Genomic DNA, 22,967 nt, shown 5'->3' on the forward strand with positions numbered 1-22,967 from the left:
TTTAATGTGTGAAAACACAATAACTTATATCGACATTTAGAGCATTCAGACTACCATTTGATGTGATCTTTGTCATTAGTCTGTATCTGTTTTTGTTAAATGGATGGGTCTCGGCTATGAATTGATGGTGCATAGGTGTTATATTTTATCTAATTAGCATTTTTTATGTGTCGCATTTTTGACACACCACTTCAAAAGTGGATTTAGGGGTAAATATGGATATGACAATTTTAAGCCTAGTAGGCGCACTAGGTTCTGGACAACGTATTGTTATAGGCCTTGATGGCAATGTGCGAGTTTTAGAAGCTGGCGAAGCACTGCAAGCAGGTGATCTCATTTTAGAAGTTCAAAATGAGTCGGCAGAAGCAAGCTTGTCTGCAAAACGATTTGAAGATGAAGTTGAGATAGAACTCGATGATGACATCGCGAATATTTTTGCCGCTTTAGAAGAGGGTGCAGACCCAACGCAACTCGGCGATGAATTCGCTACTGCTGCCGGTGAAAGTGGCTCAAGCCTAGTTAATAGTGGCACTATCGAGCGCGACGGCGAAGAGACGATCCCTGAAACCGAGTTTGTGACCAGTGGTTTCCAGTCACTCGGACTGTCAGAAACTCAAAGCCTGACTCTTCTAGAAGCATTCCGATCATTTACCCCAGAAAATAGCGCGCCTAATTTTACCGACTCTACTGGCTCTTTAGTTGGAGATACGCTCTCAATTTCAACAGACGAAGATACGTCAGTGAGTGGTCAGCTAGAAGCAACAGATGCTGATGGTGACGAGGTCACTTTCACACAAGGTCAAGCTCCTTCCAACGGTCAATTGTCTCTTGCAGCAGACGGCAGTTGGACTTACACACCTAATGCAGACTACAACGGCAGCGACAGCTTCACTGTAATTGTGTCTGATGGACAAGGTGGAACTGATACAATCACAGTTAACGTTGACGTTACCCCTGTCAACGACACCCCAACGATTGTTGATGGTAACGGTGACCCATTGGGCGATAGTGTCTCAGTGACAACTGATGAAGATACCGCAGTCAGCGGTTCACTTTCTGCTTCAGACGGTGATAACGACTCTTTAAGCTTCTCAAAAGGCAGCGATCCATCTAATGGCTCAGTGACTGTTGATGAAAACGGCAACTGGACTTACACACCAAACGCAGACTACAACGGCAGCGACAGCTTTACAGTCATCGTGTCTGACGGCCAAGGCGGTACCGATACATTAACTGTGAATGTTGGTGTGACTCCCGTTAACGATGCGCCAGCATTAGTAGATGGTAATGGTGACCCACTAGGCGATAGCGTTGCTGTAACAACCGATGAAGACACGCCAGTCAGCGGCTCTCTCGCTGCATCTGACGGCGACAATGACTCACTGAGTTTCTCAAAAGGCAGCGATCCGTCTAATGGTTCAGTGACTGTTGATGAAAACGGCAACTGGACTTACACACCAAACGCAGACTACAACGGCAGCGACAGCTTTACAGTTATCGTCTCTGATGGCCAAGGCGGTACCGATACATTAACTGTGAATGTTGGTGTGACTCCAGTTAATGATACTCCGGCGATTGTTGATGGTAATGGCGATCCTCTAGGCGACAGCGTCGCTGTAACAACCGATGAAGACACGCCAGTCAGCGGCTCTCTTTCTGCATCTGACGGCGACAATGACTCACTTAGTTTTTCAAAAGGCAGCGATCCATCTAATGGCTCAGTGATTGTTGATGCAAACGGCAACTGGACCTACACACCAAACGCAGACTACAACGGCAGCGACAGCTTTACGGTTGTCGTGTCTGACGGGCAAGGCGGCACTGATACACTGACAGTGAATGTTGGTGTGATTCCAGTTATCGCGCCGACGCTGACCATCACCAGCGATGATGCGGACTTGAACGATGGCGACAGCGCGACCATCACGTTCACCTTCAGTGAAGCGGTGGATGGCTTCGATGCGAGTGATATCGAGACCACAGGCGGTACGCTGAGCGGTCTGACGACCACAGACAACATCACCTGGACGGCGACCTTCACGCCAGCGGACGACTTCGATGGCACCGCGAGCATTACGGTCGCGGATGACAAATACACCGACGTGGACGGCAACAATGGTACGGGCCACAGCCTGGATCTGAACGTAGATACCATCGCGCCGACGCTGACCATCACCAGCGATGATGCGGACTTGAACGATGGCGACAGCGCGACCATCACGTTCACCTTCAGTGAAGCGGTGGATGGCTTCGATGCGAGTGATATCGAGACCACAGGCGGTACGCTGAGCGGTCTGACGACCACAGACAACATCACCTGGACGGCGACCTTCACGCCAGCGGACGACTTCGATGGCACCGCGAGCATTACGGTCGCGGATGACAAATACACCGACGTGGACGGCAACAATGGTACGGGCCACAGCCTGGATCTGAACGTAGATACCATCGCGCCGACGCTGACCATCACCAGCGATGATGCGGACTTGAACGATGGCGACAGCGCGACCATCACGTTCACCTTCAGTGAAGCGGTGGATGGCTTCGATGCGAGTGATATCGAGACCACAGGCGGTACGCTGAGCGGTCTGACGACCACAGACAACATCACCTGGACGGCGACCTTCACGCCAGCGGACGACTTCGATGGCACCGCGAGCATTACGGTCGCGGATGACAAATACACCGACGTGGACGGCAACAATGGTACGGGCCACAGCCTGGATCTGAACGTAGATACCATCGCGCCGACGCTGACCATCACCAGCGATGATGCGGACTTGAACGATGGCGACAGCGCGACCATCACGTTCACCTTCAGTGAAGCGGTGGATGGCTTCGATGCGAGTGATATCGAGACCACAGGCGGTACGCTGAGCGGTCTGACGACCACAGACAACATCACCTGGACGGCGACCTTCACGCCAGCGGACGACTTCGATGGCACCGCGAGCATTACGGTCGCGGATGACAAATACACCGACGTGGACGGCAACAATGGTACGGGCCACAGCCTGGATCTGAACGTAGATACCATCGCGCCGACGCTGACCATCACCAGCGATGATGCGGACTTGAACGATGGCGACAGCGCGACCATCACGTTCACCTTCAGTGAAGCGGTGGATGGCTTCGATGCGAGTGATATCGAGACCACAGGCGGTACGCTGAGCGGTCTGACGACCACAGACAACATCACCTGGACGGCGACCTTCACGCCAGCGGACGACTTCGATGGCACCGCGAGCATTACGGTCGCGGATGACAAATACACCGACGTGGACGGCAACAATGGTACGGGCCACAGCCTGGATCTGAACGTAGATACCATCGCGCCGACGCTGACCATCACCAGCGATGATGCGGACTTGAACGATGGCGACAGCGCGACCATCACGTTCACCTTCAGTGAAGCGGTGGATGGCTTCGATGCGAGTGATATCGAGACCACAGGCGGTACGCTGAGCGGTCTGACGACCACAGACAACATCACCTGGACGGCGACCTTCACGCCAGCGGACGACTTCGATGGCACCGCGAGCATTACGGTCGCGGATGACAAATACACCGACGTGGACGGCAACAATGGTACGGGCCACAGCCTGGATCTGAACGTAGATACCATCGCGCCGACGCTGACCATCACCAGCGATGATGCGGACTTGAACGATGGCGACAGCGCGACCATCACGTTCACCTTCAGTGAAGCGGTGGATGGCTTCGATGCGAGTGATATCGAGACCACAGGCGGTACGCTGAGCGGTCTGACGACCACAGACAACATCACCTGGACGGCGACCTTCACGCCAGCGGACGACTTCGATGGCACCGCGAGCATTACGGTCGCGGATGACAAATACACCGACGTGGACGGCAACAATGGTACGGGCCACAGCCTGGATCTGAACGTAGATACCATCGCGCCGACGCTGACCATCACCAGCGATGATGCGGACTTGAACGATGGCGACAGCGCGACCATCACGTTCACCTTCAGTGAAGCGGTGGATGGCTTCGATGCGAGTGATATCGAGACCACAGGCGGTACGCTGAGCGGTCTGACGACCACAGACAACATCACCTGGACGGCGACCTTCACGCCAGCGGACGACTTCGATGGCACCGCGAGCATTACGGTCGCGGATGACAAATACACCGACGTGGACGGCAACAATGGTACGGGCCACAGCCTGGATCTGAACGTAGATACCATCGCGCCGACGCTGACCATCACCAGCGATGATGCGGACTTGAACGATGGCGACAGCGCGACCATCACGTTCACCTTCAGTGAAGCGGTGGATGGCTTCGATGCGAGTGATATCGAGACCACAGGCGGTACGCTGAGCGGTCTGACGACCACAGACAACATCACCTGGACGGCGACCTTCACGCCAGCGGACGACTTCGATGGCACCGCGAGCATTACGGTCGCGGATGACAAATACACCGACGTGGACGGCAACAATGGTACGGGCCACAGCCTGGATCTGAACGTAGATACCATCGCGCCGACGCTGACCATCACCAGCGATGATGCGGACTTGAACGATGGCGACAGCGCGACCATCACGTTCACCTTCAGTGAAGCGGTGGATGGCTTCGATGCGAGTGATATCGAGACCACAGGCGGTACGCTGAGCGGTCTGACGACCACAGACAACATCACCTGGACGGCGACCTTCACGCCAGCGGACGACTTCGATGGCACCGCGAGCATTACGGTCGCGGATGACAAATACACCGACGTGGACGGCAACAATGGTACGGGCCACAGCCTGGATCTGAACGTAGATACCATCGCGCCGACGCTGACCATCACCAGCGATGATGCGGACTTGAACGATGGCGACAGCGCGACCATCACGTTCACCTTCAGTGAAGCGGTGGATGGCTTCGATGCGAGTGATATCGAGACCACAGGCGGTACGCTGAGCGGTCTGACGACCACAGACAACATCACCTGGACGGCGACCTTCACGCCAGCGGACGACTTCGATGGCACCGCGAGCATTACGGTCGCGGATGACAAATACACCGACGTGGACGGCAACAATGGTACGGGCCACAGCCTGGATCTGAACGTAGATACCATCGCGCCGACGCTGACCATCACCAGCGATGATGCGGACTTGAACGATGGCGACAGCGCGACCATCACGTTCACCTTCAGTGAAGCGGTGGATGGCTTCGATGCGAGTGATATCGAGACCACAGGCGGTACGCTGAGCGGTCTGACGACCACAGACAACATCACCTGGACGGCGACCTTCACGCCAGCGGACGACTTCGATGGCACCGCGAGCATTACGGTCGCGGATGACAAATACACCGACGTGGACGGCAACAATGGTACGGGCCACAGCCTGGATCTGAACGTAGATACCATCGCGCCGACGCTGACCATCACCAGCGATGATGCGGACTTGAACGATGGCGACAGCGCGACCATCACGTTCACCTTCAGTGAAGCGGTGGATGGCTTCGATGCGAGTGATATCGAGACCACAGGCGGTACGCTGAGCGGTCTGACGACCACAGACAACATCACCTGGACGGCGACCTTCACGCCAGCGGACGACTTCGATGGCACCGCGAGCATTACGGTCGCGGATGACAAATACACCGACGTGGACGGCAACAATGGTACGGGCCACAGCCTGGATCTGAACGTAGATACCATCGCGCCGACGCTGACCATCACCAGCGATGATGCGGACTTGAACGATGGCGACAGCGCGACCATCACGTTCACCTTCAGTGAAGCGGTGGATGGCTTCGATGCGAGTGATATCGAGACCACAGGCGGTACGCTGAGCGGTCTGACGACCACAGACAACATCACCTGGACGGCGACCTTCACGCCAGCGGACGACTTCGATGGCACCGCGAGCATTACGGTCGCGGATGACAAATACACCGACGTGGACGGCAACAATGGTACGGGCCACAGCCTGGATCTGAACGTAGATACCATCGCGCCGACGCTGACCATCACCAGCGATGATGCGGACTTGAACGATGGCGACAGCGCGACCATCACGTTCACCTTCAGTGAAGCGGTGGATGGCTTCGATGCGAGTGATATCGAGACCACAGGCGGTACGCTGAGCGGTCTGACGACCACAGACAACATCACCTGGACGGCGACCTTCACGCCAGCGGACGACTTCGATGGCACCGCGAGCATTACGGTCGCGGATGACAAATACACCGACGTGGACGGCAACAATGGTACGGGCCACAGCCTGGATCTGAACGTAGATACCATCGCGCCGACGCTGACCATCACCAGCGATGATGCGGACTTGAACGATGGCGACAGCGCGACCATCACGTTCACCTTCAGTGAAGCGGTGGATGGCTTCGATGCGAGTGATATCGAGACCACAGGCGGTACGCTGAGCGGTCTGACGACCACAGACAACATCACCTGGACGGCGACCTTCACGCCAGCGGACGACTTCGATGGCACCGCGAGCATTACGGTCGCGGATGACAAATACACCGACGTGGACGGCAACAATGGTACGGGCCACAGCCTGGATCTGAACGTAGATACCATCGCGCCGACGCTGACCATCACCAGCGATGATGCGGACTTGAACGATGGCGACAGCGCGACCATCACGTTCACCTTCAGTGAAGCGGTGGATGGCTTCGATGCGAGTGATATCGAGACCACAGGCGGTACGCTGAGCGGTCTGACGACCACAGACAACATCACCTGGACGGCGACCTTCACGCCAGCGGACGACTTCGATGGCACCGCGAGCATTACGGTCGCGGATGACAAATACACCGACGTGGACGGCAACAATGGTACGGGCCACAGCCTGGATCTGAACGTAGATACCATCGCGCCGACGCTGACCATCACCAGCGATGATGCGGACTTGAACGATGGCGACAGCGCGACCATCACGTTCACCTTCAGTGAAGCGGTGGATGGCTTCGATGCGAGTGATATCGAGACCACAGGCGGTACGCTGAGCGGTCTGACGACCACAGACAACATCACCTGGACGGCGACCTTCACGCCAGCGGACGACTTCGATGGCACCGCGAGCATTACGGTCGCGGATGACAAATACACCGACGTGGACGGCAACAATGGTACGGGCCACAGCCTGGATCTGAACGTAGATACCATCGCGCCGACGCTGACCATCACCAGCGATGATGCGGACTTGAACGATGGCGACAGCGCGACCATCACGTTCACCTTCAGTGAAGCGGTGGATGGCTTCGATGCGAGTGATATCGAGACCACAGGCGGTACGCTGAGCGGTCTGACGACCACAGACAACATCACCTGGACGGCGACCTTCACGCCAGCGGACGACTTCGATGGCACCGCGAGCATTACGGTCGCGGATGACAAATACACCGACGTGGACGGCAACAATGGTACGGGCCACAGCCTGGATCTGAACGTAGATACCATCGCGCCGACGCTGACCATCACCAGCGATGATGCGGACTTGAACGATGGCGACAGCGCGACCATCACGTTCACCTTCAGTGAAGCGGTGGATGGCTTCGATGCGAGTGATATCGAGACCACAGGCGGTACGCTGAGCGGTCTGACGACCACAGACAACATCACCTGGACGGCGACCTTCACGCCAGCGGACGACTTCGATGGCACCGCGAGCATTACGGTCGCGGATGACAAATACACCGACGTGGACGGCAACAATGGTACGGGCCACAGCCTGGATCTGAACGTAGATACCATCGCGCCGACGCTGACCATCACCAGCGATGATGCGGACTTGAACGATGGCGACAGCGCGACCATCACGTTCACCTTCAGTGAAGCGGTGGATGGCTTCGATGCGAGTGATATCGAGACCACAGGCGGTACGCTGAGCGGTCTGACGACCACAGACAACATCACCTGGACGGCGACCTTCACGCCAGCGGACGACTTCGATGGCACCGCGAGCATTACGGTCGCGGATGACAAATACACCGACGTGGACGGCAACAATGGTACGGGCCACAGCCTGGATCTGAACGTAGATACCATCGCGCCGACGCTGACCATCACCAGCGATGATGCGGACTTGAACGATGGCGACAGCGCGACCATCACGTTCACCTTCAGTGAAGCGGTGGATGGCTTCGATGCGAGTGATATCGAGACCACAGGCGGTACGCTGAGCGGTCTGACGACCACAGACAACATCACCTGGACGGCGACCTTCACGCCAGCGGACGACTTCGATGGCACCGCGAGCATTACGGTCGCGGATGACAAATACACCGACGTGGACGGCAACAATGGTACGGGCCACAGCCTGGATCTGAACGTAGATACCATCGCGCCGACGCTGACCATCACCAGCGATGATGCGGACTTGAACGATGGCGACAGCGCGACCATCACGTTCACCTTCAGTGAAGCGGTGGATGGCTTCGATGCGAGTGATATCGAGACCACAGGCGGTACGCTGAGCGGTCTGACGACCACAGACAACATCACCTGGACGGCGACCTTCACGCCAGCGGACGACTTCGATGGCACCGCGAGCATTACGGTCGCGGATGACAAATACACCGACGTGGACGGCAACAATGGTACGGGCCACAGCCTGGATCTGAACGTAGATACCATCGCGCCGACGCTGACCATCACCAGCGATGATGCGGACTTGAACGATGGCGACAGCGCGACCATCACGTTCACCTTCAGTGAAGCGGTGGATGGCTTCGATGCGAGTGATATCGAGACCACAGGCGGTACGCTGAGCGGTCTGACGACCACAGACAACATCACCTGGACGGCGACCTTCACGCCAGCGGACGACTTCGATGGCACCGCGAGCATTACGGTCGCGGATGACAAATACACCGACGTGGACGGCAACAATGGTACGGGCCACAGCCTGGATCTGAACGTAGATACCATCGCGCCGACGCTGACCATCACCAGCGATGATGCGGACTTGAACGATGGCGACAGCGCGACCATCACGTTCACCTTCAGTGAAGCGGTGGATGGCTTCGATGCGAGTGATATCGAGACCACAGGCGGTACGCTGAGCGGTCTGACGACCACAGACAACATCACCTGGACGGCGACCTTCACGCCAGCGGACGACTTCGATGGCACCGCGAGCATTACGGTCGCGGATGACAAATACACCGACGTGGACGGCAACAATGGTACGGGCCACAGCCTGGATCTGAACGTAGATACCATCGCGCCGACGCTGACCATCACCAGCGATGATGCGGACTTGAACGATGGCGACAGCGCGACCATCACGTTCACCTTCAGTGAAGCGGTGGATGGCTTCGATGCGAGTGATATCGAGACCACAGGCGGTACGCTGAGCGGTCTGACGACCACAGACAACATCACCTGGACGGCGACCTTCACGCCAGCGGACGACTTCGATGGCACCGCGAGCATTACGGTCGCGGATGACAAATACACCGACGTGGACGGCAACAATGGTACGGGCCACAGCCTGGATCTGAACGTAGATACCATCGCGCCGACGCTGACCATCACCAGCGATGATGCGGACTTGAACGATGGCGACAGCGCGACCATCACGTTCACCTTCAGTGAAGCGGTGGATGGCTTCGATGCGAGTGATATCGAGACCACAGGCGGTACGCTGAGCGGTCTGACGACCACAGACAACATCACCTGGACGGCGACCTTCACGCCAGCGGACGACTTCGATGGCACCGCGAGCATTACGGTCGCGGATGACAAATACACCGACGTGGACGGCAACAATGGTACGGGCCACAGCCTGGATCTGAACGTAGATACCATCGCGCCGACGCTGACCATCACCAGCGATGATGCGGACTTGAACGATGGCGACAGCGCGACCATCACGTTCACCTTCAGTGAAGCGGTGGATGGCTTCGATGCGAGTGATATCGAGACCACAGGCGGTACGCTGAGCGGTCTGACGACCACAGACAACATCACCTGGACGGCGACCTTCACGCCAGCGGACGACTTCGATGGCACCGCGAGCATTACGGTCGCGGATGACAAATACACCGACGTGGACGGCAACAATGGTACGGGCCACAGCCTGGATCTGAACGTAGATACCATCGCGCCGACGCTGACCATCACCAGCGATGATGCGGACTTGAACGATGGCGACAGCGCGACCATCACGTTCACCTTCAGTGAAGCGGTGGATGGCTTCGATGCGAGTGATATCGAGACCACAGGCGGTACGCTGAGCGGTCTGACGACCACAGACAACATCACCTGGACGGCGACCTTCACGCCAGCGGACGACTTCGATGGCACCGCGAGCATTACGGTCGCGGATGACAAATACACCGACGTGGACGGCAACAATGGTACGGGCCACAGCCTGGATCTGAACGTAGATACCATCGCGCCGACGCTGACCATCACCAGCGATGATGCGGACTTGAACGATGGCGACAGCGCGACCATCACGTTCACCTTCAGTGAAGCGGTGGATGGCTTCGATGCGAGTGATATCGAGACCACAGGCGGTACGCTGAGCGGTCTGACGACCACAGACAACATCACCTGGACGGCGACCTTCACGCCAGCGGACGACTTCGATGGCACCGCGAGCATTACGGTCGCGGATGACAAATACACCGACGTGGACGGCAACAATGGTACGGGCCACAGCCTGGATCTGAACGTAGATACCATCGCGCCGACGCTGACCATCACCAGCGATGATGCGGACTTGAACGATGGCGACAGCGCGACCATCACGTTCACCTTCAGTGAAGCGGTGGATGGCTTCGATGCGAGTGATATCGAGACCACAGGCGGTACGCTGAGCGGTCTGACGACCACAGACAACATCACCTGGACGGCGACCTTCACGCCAGCGGACGACTTCGATGGCACCGCGAGCATTACGGTCGCGGATGACAAATACACCGACGTGGACGGCAACAATGGTACGGGCCACAGCCTGGATCTGAACGTAGATACCATCGCGCCGACGCTGACCATCACCAGCGATGATGCGGACTTGAACGATGGCGACAGCGCGACCATCACGTTCACCTTCAGTGAAGCGGTGGATGGCTTCGATGCGAGTGATATCGAGACCACAGGCGGTACGCTGAGCGGTCTGACGACCACAGACAACATCACCTGGACGGCGACCTTCACGCCAGCGGACGACTTCGATGGCACCGCGAGCATTACGGTCGCGGATGACAAATACACCGACGTGGACGGCAACAATGGTACGGGCCACAGCCTGGATCTGAACGTAGATACCATCGCGCCGACGCTGACCATCACCAGCGATGATGCGGACTTGAACGATGGCGACAGCGCGACCATCACGTTCACCTTCAGTGAAGCGGTGGATGGCTTCGATGCGAGTGATATCGAGACCACAGGCGGTACGCTGAGCGGTCTGACGACCACAGACAACATCACCTGGACGGCGACCTTCACGCCAGCGGACGACTTCGATGGCACCGCGAGCATTACGGTCGCGGATGACAAATACACCGACGTGGACGGCAACAATGGTACGGGCCACAGCCTGGATCTGAACGTAGATACCATCGCGCCGACGCTGACCATCACCAGCGATGATGCGGACTTGAACGATGGCGACAGCGCGACCATCACGTTCACCTTCAGTGAAGCGGTGGATGGCTTCGATGCGAGTGATATCGAGACCACAGGCGGTACGCTGAGCGGTCTGACGACCACAGACAACATCACCTGGACGGCGACCTTCACGCCAGCGGACGACTTCGATGGCACCGCGAGCATTACGGTCGCGGATGACAAATACACCGACGTGGACGGCAACAATGGTACGGGCCACAGCCTGGATCTGAACGTAGATACCATCGCGCCGACGCTGACCATCACCAGCGATGATGCGGACTTGAACGATGGCGACAGCGCGACCATCACGTTCACCTTCAGTGAAGCGGTGGATGGCTTCGATGCGAGTGATATCGAGACCACAGGCGGTACGCTGAGCGGTCTGACGACCACAGACAACATCACCTGGACGGCGACCTTCACGCCAGCGGACGACTTCGATGGCACCGCGAGCATTACGGTCGCGGATGACAAATACACCGACGTGGACGGCAACAATGGTACGGGCCACAGCCTGGATCTGAACGTAGATACCATCGCGCCGACGCTGACCATCACCAGCGATGATGCGGACTTGAACGATGGCGACAGCGCGACCATCACGTTCACCTTCAGTGAAGCGGTGGATGGCTTCGATGCGAGTGATATCGAGACCACAGGCGGTACGCTGAGCGGTCTGACGACCACAGACAACATCACCTGGACGGCGACCTTCACGCCAGCGGACGACTTCGATGGCACCGCGAGCATTACGGTCGCGGATGACAAATACACCGACGTGGACGGCAACAATGGTACGGGCCACAGCCTGGATCTGAACGTAGATACCATCGCGCCGACGCTGACCATCACCAGCGATGATGCGGACTTGAACGATGGCGACAGCGCGACCATCACGTTCACCTTCAGTGAAGCGGTGGATGGCTTCGATGCGAGTGATATCGAGACCACAGGCGGTACGCTGAGCGGTCTGACGACCACAGACAACATCACCTGGACGGCGACCTTCACGCCAGCGGACGACTTCGATGGCACCGCGAGCATTACGGTCGCGGATGACAAATACACCGACGTGGACGGCAACAATGGTACGGGCCACAGCCTGGATCTGAACGTAGATACCATCGCGCCGACGCTGACCATCACCAGCGATGATGCGGACTTGAACGATGGCGACAGCGCGACCATCACGTTCACCTTCAGTGAAGCGGTGGATGGCTTCGATGCGAGTGATATCGAGACCACAGGCGGTACGCTGAGCGGTCTGACGACCACAGACAACATCACCTGGACGGCGACCTTCACGCCAGCGGACGACTTCGATGGCACCGCGAGCATTACGGTCGCGGATGACAAATACACCGACGTGGACGGCAACAATGGTACGGGCCACAGCCTGGATCTGAACGTAGATACCATCGCGCCGACGCTGACCATCACCAGCGATGATGCGGACTTGAACGATGGCGACAGCGCGACCATCACGTTCACCTTCAGTGAAGCGGTGGATGGCTTCGATGCGAGTGATATCGAGACCACAGGCGGTACGCTGAGCGGTCTGACGACCACAGACAACATCACCTGGACGGCGACCTTCACGCCAGCGGACGACTTCGATGGCACCGCGAGCATTACGGTCGCGGATGACAAATACACCGACGTGGACGGCAACAATGGTACGGGCCACAGCCTGGATCTGAACGTAGATACCATCGCGCCGACGCTGACCATCACCAGCGATGATGCGGACTTGAACGATGGCGACAGCGCGACCATCACGTTCACCTTCAGTGAAGCGGTGGATGGCTTCGATGCGAGTGATATCGAGACCACAGGCGGTACGCTGAGCGGTCTGACGACCACAGACAACATCACCTGGACGGCGACCTTCACGCCAGCGGACGACTTCGATGGCACCGCGAGCATTACGGTCGCGGATGACAAATACACCGACGTGGACGGCAACAATGGTACGGGCCACAGCCTGGATCTGAACGTAGATACCATCGCGCCGACGCTGACCATCACCAGCGATGATGCGGACTTGAACGATGGCGACAGCGCGACCATCACGTTCACCTTCAGTGAAGCGGTGGATGGCTTCGATGCGAGTGATATCGAGACCACAGGCGGTACGCTGAGCGGTCTGACGACCACAGACAACATCACCTGGACGGCGACCTTCACGCCAGCGGACGACTTCGATGGCACCGCGAGCATTACGGTCGCGGATGACAAATACACCGACGTGGACGGCAACAATGGTACGGGCCACAGCCTGGATCTGAACGTAGATACCATCGCGCCGACGCTGACCATCACCAGCGATGATGCGGACTTGAACGATGGCGACAGCGCGACCATCACGTTCACCTTCAGTGAAGCGGTGGATGGCTTCGATGCGAGTGATATCGAGACCACAGGCGGTACGCTGAGCGGTCTGACGACCACAGACAACATCACCTGGACGGCGACCTTCACGCCAGCGGACGACTTCGATGGCACCGCGAGCATTACGGTCGCGGATGACAAATACACCGACGTGGACGGCAACAATGGTACGGGCCACAGCCTGGATCTGAACGTAGATACCATCGCGCCGACGCTGACCATCACCAGCGATGATGCGGACTTGAACGATGGCGACAGCGCGACCATCACGTTCACCTTCAGTGAAGCGGTGGATGGCTTCGATGCGAGTGATATCGAGACCACAGGCGGTACGCTGAGCGGTCTGACGACCACAGACAACATCACCTGGACGGCGACCTTCACGCCAGCGGACGACTTCGATGGCACCGCGAGCATTACGGTCGCGGATGACAAATACACCGACGTGGACGGCAACAATGGTACGGGCCACAGCCTGGATCTGAACGTAGATACCATCGCGCCGACGCTGACCATCACCAGCGATGATGCGGACTTGAACGATGGCGACAGCGCGACCATCACGTTCACCTTCAGTGAAGCGGTGGATGGCTTCGATGCGAGTGATATCGAGACCACAGGCGGTACGCTGAGCGGTCTGACGACCACAGACAACATCACCTGGACGGCGACCTTCACGCCAGCGGACGACTTCGATGGCACCGCGAGCATTACGGTCGCGGATGACAAATACACCGACGTGGACGGCAACAATGGTACGGGCCACAGCCTGGATCTGAACGTAGATACCATCGCGCCGACGCTGACCATCACCAGCGATGATGCGGACTTGAACGATGGCGACAGCGCGACCATCACGTTCACCTTCAGTGAAGCGGTGGATGGCTTCGATGCGAGTGATATCGAGACCACAGGCGGTACGCTGAGCGGTCTGACGACCACAGACAACATCACCTGGACGGCGACCTTCACGCCAGCGGACGACTTCGATGGCACCGCGAGCATTACGGTCGCGGATGACAAATACACCGACGTGGACGGCAACAATGGTACGGGCCACAGCCTGGATCTGAACGTAGATACCATCAATGACAAACCAACCGCAACCGATTTCTCAGTAACCCTAGACAACCAAGATGAGGCGTTCTTTACGTTTGATGGTGGTCAGTCTGGTTCTCAAAATAATGTTGGTGATGAGGAAGATGACGCTTCTGGTACACCTGTTGACGTGAAGATTCTTGAAGAGCCTTTATTTGGTAACCTTTACGATGTTAGCGGTGGAGGTAAAGTATTAATTGAAGCTGGAGATATCATCAGTAGTGATGCTCAAATCGAATATGAGCAAGATCAGAATGCTGTCGATAACTTGGACTTCGTCGCTAGTACATTCGAAAATCAAGTAGGGAATGGCACTTCTAGCGTTAGTTATTTACAAAGTGATTCCAACGATCCACAGAGCGGTGTGGTTATTAGTGCAGGCCTATATAATGGTGCGTCTCCAGTTGGTGACAACATCAGTAGCACACCTAGCTATCTCGTTTACGATGGTAGCGGTCAAGAGGATGGTTTTGGTGTCTCTCAAAGTGCTAATGCGAATAGCGGCGAACTTGATGTTATTAACGGTGGTGCTCAGGAATACATTTCAATTGATTACTCTGCTACTGGAGCATCAATCACCGAGGCCAATATCGACTTCGGTAGTGTTTATGGAAACTACAATGCTAATAACAGTGCCGGTGGTCGAATTGAAGTCATTGCCCTTGATGAAAGTGGTAATGTTGTCGGAACTTTCTACTTCGATAGCGATGAGTCTGGCGAAAACGGACTGACTATCGATAACAACGGGAATGCGACTGTAAATATTCAGGTAGACGGCGGTTTTACTGAGTTGCGTGTATTCACCACTCAGGATGGTTCTGATAACCCTAACCGAAACTCTAACATCACGCTTAAAGGTGTAGATGTAGTCAGCGCGGATATTTCCGAAGAGATTGATTACCAATCGGTTGATTCGAGTGGTTTGGTTAGTGATGAAGTTGCCCAACTTACTATTACACCAAACACAACTAATGCTAATCCAATCGCTCAAGACGATACTGTATCTGTCTTTGGTGGTTTATCTGGTTATTACTACAGTTCGAATGACAGCGTTAATGGCAACATCGACTCTGTACAAGACGCGTTAGATGTTATTGCAGGTAAGGATGCTGACCTTACATTTGAAGCAAAAGACATTAACTATACGTTGAACGGAAATAACAACGGCTTAAGCTCTCAAAGTCAGTTTGAAGACTTCTTAAATAACGACTCTGGCTCTGTTGAAGGTACAGTTGGTGCTCACACTGATGGCGTCGTTCAAATGAGTGGCTCTGTTTATCTAGAAGCCGGTGATTATGCGTTTAAAGTTACTGCTGATGATGGTTACACGATCTTAATTGATGGAGTAGCGGTTGCTACGGTTGATCAGAACCAGTCGTCTACAACTACCATGCATGATTCATTTACGATTGATAGCGATGGTTATCACTCCATTGAAATCGTTTATTGGGATCAAGGTGGTGCCGCTAACTTAGATATCAATCTTGGTACCGTTGACGGCAATGGTAATTACAACAATGGTGAGCATGACTTAAATGACTTCCCATTGATTGGTGACGTTCTGTCTGTACGAGAGGGTGAAACTTTAACTGTAGATTCTTCACTGCTGCTTGCTAACGATTATGATCCAAACACAGGTGACACCGTTGCGATTGTCGCGGATGGATTTAGTTCAGCCGATGGAACAGTGTCATACGATCAAAACAGCGGGGAGATTTCTTTCACGCCGCATAGTAATGTGACGGGTAGTGCGTCGTTCACATATACCATTGTTGATAGCTCAGGCTTGACTAGCAGTGCAACGGTAACAACGACAGTTGCACCAATTAGTAACGGTTTATTGGTTTCTGCGAACTTAACCAGCGTAAGTGGAAACGTTGCTGACTCTATCGTTGCAGGCATTGAATCTAGTTTGGCGAACGCTACTGTAGATCCAACAGCAGATGGCGATGACAATCACCTTCAGACAACAAGTGGTGCTTGGGTCGAAGCTCTTGACGGTAATGACACAGTCGTTTACGGCAGCGGGGATCATATGCAGGTACGCGGTGGACAGGGTGAAGACGTCATTATCGGAAATGATGGTACATCCACTGTTGTAACTGAAAACCTACAAGGCGGTGATGGCAGTGATATTTTGGTTGGCGGTATAGACGCATCAACAAGCATTAATCTTCTGGGTGATGATACTGGAGAGTCTGGTGACGACGTACTCATTTCTCGTAGCCCAACAACGAGCACAGCATACTATGGTGGTTCAGGTAATGATGTTGCATACCTAACAGGCCAAAGTACCGATTACACATTTAGTTCGGTGGGAGCTCCAGATTTCCGTTTAACTCATACTGGAACAGGCAATGCAAATCATGATTTCTATAGTATTGAGTCATTGTACTTCTCTGATGGTAAGTTCGAGGCTCAAAGTGGCAGCTTAGTTAAAGTTGCTGAGGTTTATGAACTTAACATTGATATCGATCTGAATGACAATGACGGCAGCGAACAAGTAAGTTCATTGATCGTTAGTGATGTACCTTCAGATGTAACACTGTCGACAGGTACTAAACAAGCTGATGGAACGTGGGTGATTGATCCTGCCGAACTCGATGACGACGGCAAGTTAACAATCATCGTAGAAGCACCAGTTGACACAGCGCCTGTTCTAACTGTTACAGCAGGCGCTTATGAGGTCGATGACCAAGGACAAGCTGTTGACTCGGAAATGTTTGCTGATACTCAAACAGGTACAGTAATAGCACCTACTTCAGGCAGTGAAAACGGCGATAACACCATTATTGGCTTTGGTGGTGACGATGTGTTGTTCGGTGATACTGGTGGTGTAGTTGATAACTCTGTTGCACCAACTAACTACAATATTGCTTTAGTCGTTGATACTTCAGGCAGTATGAGAGACGCACTCAATAGCAACAGTAGTCAATCTAAGTTAGACGTGGTTAAAGCGTCAATCATTGCTATGTTGGCTGATATCGCGTCGCACCCAGGAACTATTAACCTGGCGTTAATTGGCTTCGAGGCGAGTGCGAGTATAGAAATCAATTTACAGAACCTAGAAGAATCCGATTTAGAGCAGACAGTTAATTCGGCAATTAATGCTCTTACGGCTGATGGGGCAACGAACTACGAGGCTGCGTTTGATTCCGCTAAAGAATGGTTTGAGGACGACGACCAGCCATCAAGTTACGAAAACTTAACGTTCTTCTTAACTGATGGTAAACCAACTGTATCAAACAACTCTAATAGCGGTGGTTCTACTACTCAGTTCGATGAATTTGCTGACTCAGTGACTGCTTTTGACGAGTTAGCGGATGTATCGAAAGTTAGAACTATTGGTATCGGTGATGGCATTGATGCAGAAATATTAGAGCATTTCGTAAATGACAATGGCTCTTCGTATACGTACACATCAACGACAACGCAACTTGCAAACTTTAGCTCTAGCACAGGTGAAGCTTGGAGTCTTGATAACTTTACGGTTTCCGGCGGTACAGCAGTACTTACTGATTCGCGTATCTTGTTCACGGATCCAAACGACACTTCTAGTTCAGCGTCAATGACCAGTCCTGAGTTCACGGTTGCTAATGGTGAAGCATCTGTTCTGACATTCGATGTATCACAAGGTAGCCATTTCGGTGGCGGCGATGTGTTTAGCTGGAGTGTTCAGAAATTTGACGAACAAACTCAATCATGGGTAAGTGTCTCATCTGGAAGCAGTACTGGCTCGATTGAAACAGATCTACTTCATGAAGGTAAGTATCAGTTGGTACTCTCTGTTTATGAAGACCAAAGCGGATACACTGCAGACGTATACTTAGACAACTTTGTAATAAAGACAGTAACAAGTACGACAGGCGATGTTGAAATCGTTCAATCAAGCCAAGGCCTAGATGCTGCACTTGAGGAAGGTAGTAACGAAATCACGCTACTGCCTGTAGGTAATGATGATCTAAGCGGCGGTGCAGGCAATGATATCTTATTTGGCGATGCTATTAACACTGATAGCTTGCCATGGACTGAAAGTGGTCTTGTTCGCCCAGATTCGTTGCCAGATGGCTCGGGTATGGAAGCACTGACGACGTTCTTGCAGATGTTGAATGGCGCAGAACCTACAGAAATGGAAATCTATGAATATGTTAAAGATAACCATGAGCTGTTTAATGCCGATAGCGACACTCGAGGTGGAGATGATACCGTAGCTGGCGGGCTAGGTAATGATATCCTCTATGGCCAAGGTGGTGACGATACACTGATTGGTGGATTGGGTGACGATATCTTAACTGGTGGTGAAGGAGAGGATATCTTTAAGTGGGTAGACATGGACGATGGTTCTTCCGACACTATTACTGATTTCAGTGTGGCAGATGGAGACAAGCTTGACCTATCTGAGCTGTTGGCTGACCTTGAGACAGATGATATTAATGCTCTGCTAAACAACATCGAAGGTTCGATCACTGATAACGGCAATGGCGGCTCAGCACTAACCATTGATAAAGGTGGCGAGTCTATGACAATTGAGTTTAACAATGTCACTTCATCAGAGTTAACAGATTATCTATTTAATCAAGATGGTTTGAAATACACTGATAGCTAATGTTCATTGAAGCTCATTAGATAACAAAAGGGTCACCAAACGGTGACCCTTTTTATTTCTTAATCTTTAACGAGATATGTAACGCTTAAAGAACTAAAGAACTAAAGAACTAAAGAACTAAAGAACCTTACACGCAAAACCTTTTAGGTAGAAACCTTCCGGGTAGGCTGTGTCTGTCAGGTGGTCTGCAGCTTGTTCGAAGCGCTCGACAAACTTAACTGTGCGACCAGCATCGATAGCAGCATCGGCAATGATCTTCTGGAACAGGTCGGTGCCCATTAGGCCAGAACATGAGTAAGTAAGTAGCGTGCCACCAGGCTTAAGGATCTGCATTGCGAGCATGTTTACATCTTTGTAGCCGTTTGCGCCTGATGTTAGGTTGTTTTTGCTAGAAACGAACTTTGGTGGATCCATGATCACAACATCAAATTTGGTGCCTTGGTCACGGTATTCACGAAGAAGTTTAAATACGTCAGCATTCAAGAACACTGCGCGTTTTTTTGAAATATCGAATTCGTTTAATTCAGCGTTGCGCTTAGCCGTGTCTAAAGCAAGCTGTGAAACGTCAGCGTTAATAACACGTTTTGCTTGGCCTTTTAGTGCGTACAGACCAAAGCCACCAGTGTAAGAGAAGCAGTTCAAGACTTCTTTGTCTTTTACGTACTTCATTGACTCTTTACGGCTGTCTCTTTGATCTAGATAGAAACCTGTTTTGTGGCCTTCAACGATATTTACGCTGATTTTTACACCATTCTCTTCGATTACAACAGATTTCGGTGGCTCTTCACCATGCAGAACACCGACAGTTTGTTCTAGTCCTTCTTTTTTACGAACTGCAACGTCCGAACGCTCATATACGTTGCAGTCAGGGAAGCACTCCACTAGAGCTTCTACAAGATCAGACTTATGATACTCCGCTCCAGCACTTAGCAGTTGGCATACTAAGAAGTTCTGATATTTGTCGATAGTGATGCCGGGTAAACCATCAGATTCAGCGGCAATCAATCGGTAGCCAGTAAGACCATCACGAACGATGATCTCTTCACGAAGCATTTGTGCATCTTTGATGCGTTTTACAAAGAATGCTTTATTGATGTCTTCTTTTTCAAATGTCCAAACACGAGCTCGAATTTGCGAAGCAGGTGAGTAGGCTGCTTTTGCTAGCCATTGACCGTTGCTTGCGAAAACGTCGACTGTTTCACCGAGTTGCGGTTCACCCGTTACTTTGTCGATACCACGAGAGAATACCCATGGGTGTTTGCGGCGTAGCGATTTATCACGGCCTTTTGCTAATTGAATCGATGGAGTCATAGTTTACTCTGATTGTTTGAATTCGAAGGGGATGTATTGTCATGGAAGCGTTAGGCAAAATCAAACGCCAAAGACGTTAGATACAAAAAAGGGCCACAAAAGCGGCCCTAATCTTCGAAATTACTACTCCTAGGCTTTAAGACCTGTGAGTAATCCTTCCATTGAGTCACTTTGCTGACGAAGTTGGTCAACGTTCGCGTTACTCTTACTAATCATGTCGCAGATGTTGTTTGACTGATTACGAATCTCTTCAACACTCTGTGCGATGTTGTCAGCAACCACACCTTGCTCTTCCGCAGCCGTAGCAATTTGGGTACTGCTGTCTGAAATAGATTGGTTTTTTTCTGCTAATGAACCAATTTCAACGTTAACTTCAGACATTAGTGTTTGACCTTCATTAGCGTTGTTTACTGTTACTTCCATTAGTTTAGTAAGCGACTGGCTGTTACGTTGTAGCGCTTCAATCATGGTTTGTATTTCAACAGTCGCTTGCTGCGTGCGGCCGGCTAGGGCACGAACTTCGTCTGCAACGACAGCAAAGCCACGGCCTTGCTCTCCAGCACGAGCTGCTTCGATCGCCGCGTTCAATGCAAGCAGGTTTGTCTGCTCTGAAATTGCATTAATGGTCGTTACCACTTCATCGATTTGTGCCGCGTTTGCATCGAGCTCTTCAACCGCTTGAGAAGCCGATTGAATCTCTTGAGAAAGGTTAGAAATTGATGCAAGTGTATTTGACACTTTATGCTGACCACTTTCTGCAACTCCATGAGCGTCCATTGTTTGAGAACTCGATTCATGTGCTAGGTTAGCGACTTCACGAATAGTTGAAGCCATCTCTTCAGTCGCGCTTGCAAGGCTGTTTAGATGTTCTTGTTGAACGCCTGAAATATCTGAGCTTTGTTGAGTTGATTGGTTCAGGTCAGAACTGATTTGCTGCATCAAAGCGACAGACTCTTGAATCGAAAGCACCATTTTTTGCTCACGCTCTGCTACCTTATCAATAGTGATGGCAATTTCGCTAAATTCGTCACGAACCAAGAAGTAGTTCATGCGACACGTCAGATCGCCATCAGCGAGCGTGTTAAGAGCTTTGTTCATTGAGAACATCGCACCACCAATAAAGGTCATGATGTAGTAGACACCTAGGGCGATTAAAGTAAGCGTGATGCCAATGATCGTGATTTGTGTCGTTGAAAGTGCAGACCAGAGGTTTTGGTCGTGTGTCGCTACCAAGCTAAATGCACCATTCATCACTGGCACTGCACCTTCTCCAAAACCTAGAGAGATAGTGTCAGATTGACTGATAAGCTGCGCCACTTGGTCACGAGATAGCTGGCCTGCTTCAATAAGGCCTTTCATTAGCATCAGTTCGTCTTGATAAAGATGGACTAAAAGCGCGTCGGCAGCGCTATCTAGGACTAGAGTTAAGATAACAAGAGCTAATACAGGAAGTAGAAAAAGAAGGTAGAATTTCTCTTGGATCTTTAGGTGGATTAGATATTTATCAATCCAGCGGAAAGGGATTTCTTTCATATTAATGGTGCTCAAGTAATTCCACCCAACTGGGGCGGATGAATAGATTTATCAACTATATCACCCAAGTAAATTATGAGGCAATGTTATGGATCGTTCCCATCGTATATTTCTGGTAACAGGTCATGTTCAATGTGTGGGCTTTAGATACTCGACACGAATAAGAGCAATGGATTTAGATCTAACTGGTTATGCAAAGAATCTAAACAATGGTGATGTGGAGGTTCTTGCTGTAGGAAACAGTGCCAACATTGAGAAGTTGCATACCTGGCTTCATAAAGGACCAGACACTGCAATAGTAGAGCGGGTAGCGGAGCAAGATGCTGCTGGTATTAAGATTGATGATACCAACAGCAGATACTTTCAAGTTCTTTAAAAGGTGAGCTTGTTATTTAGTGAGTTATGACTGAAGAG

The 22,967-nt window shown here is 52.8% G+C and carries 4 protein-coding genes; 2 read left to right on the forward strand and 2 right to left on the reverse strand.

The annotated features are described in order from the left end of the window. Positions 1–215 precede the first annotated feature (215 nt). Positions 216–19,709, forward strand: a complete 19,494-nt coding sequence (locus tag FIV04_RS06650) for an Ig-like domain-containing protein (protein WP_152468639.1) — start codon at positions 216–218, stop codon at positions 19,707–19,709. A gap of 117 nt (positions 19,710–19,826) precedes the next feature. Here the strand turns inward: FIV04_RS06650 and FIV04_RS06655 are convergent, their stop codons facing one another. Continuing rightward, the gene (locus FIV04_RS06655; protein WP_152468640.1) at positions 19,827–21,020 is read right to left on the reverse strand and encodes a class I SAM-dependent methyltransferase; all 1,194 of its coding nucleotides are present in this window, start codon (positions 21,018–21,020) and stop codon (positions 19,827–19,829) included. Positions 21,021–21,149: 129 nt separating this feature from the next. Next, on the reverse strand, positions 21,150–22,553 hold the full coding sequence (locus tag FIV04_RS06660) for a methyl-accepting chemotaxis protein (protein ID WP_032549141.1): 1,404 nt from the start codon (positions 22,551–22,553) through the stop codon (positions 21,150–21,152). Between the two features lie 88 nt (positions 22,554–22,641). On the opposite strand from FIV04_RS06660, the gene yccX reads away from it, so the two are divergent. Continuing rightward, positions 22,642–22,929: an acylphosphatase gene (gene yccX, locus FIV04_RS06665; protein WP_152468641.1), complete on the forward strand. Its 288-nt coding sequence runs from the start codon at positions 22,642–22,644 to the stop codon at positions 22,927–22,929. The last annotated feature ends 38 nt before the right edge of the window (positions 22,930–22,967 follow it).

It is taken from the genome of Vibrio sp. THAF190c (assembly GCF_009363355.1).
GTDB classification, from domain to species: domain Bacteria; phylum Pseudomonadota; class Gammaproteobacteria; order Enterobacterales; family Vibrionaceae; genus Vibrio; species Vibrio fortis_A.

What these genes read in the sequence shown, in the direction of transcription:
- FIV04_RS06650 (WP_152468639.1), top strand. Translation starts at nt 216, where the DNA reads ATGGATATGACAATTTTAAGCCTAGTAGGCGCACTAGGTTCTGGACAA.
- yccX (WP_152468641.1), top strand. Translation starts at nt 22,642, where the DNA reads ATGGATCGTTCCCATCGTATATTTCTGGTAACAGGTCATGTTCAATGT.
- FIV04_RS06655 (WP_152468640.1), bottom strand. Translation starts at nt 21,020, where the DNA reads ATGACTCCATCGATTCAATTAGCAAAAGGCCGTGATAAATCGCTACGC.
- FIV04_RS06660 (WP_032549141.1), bottom strand. Translation starts at nt 22,553, where the DNA reads ATGAAAGAAATCCCTTTCCGCTGGATTGATAAATATCTAATCCACCTA.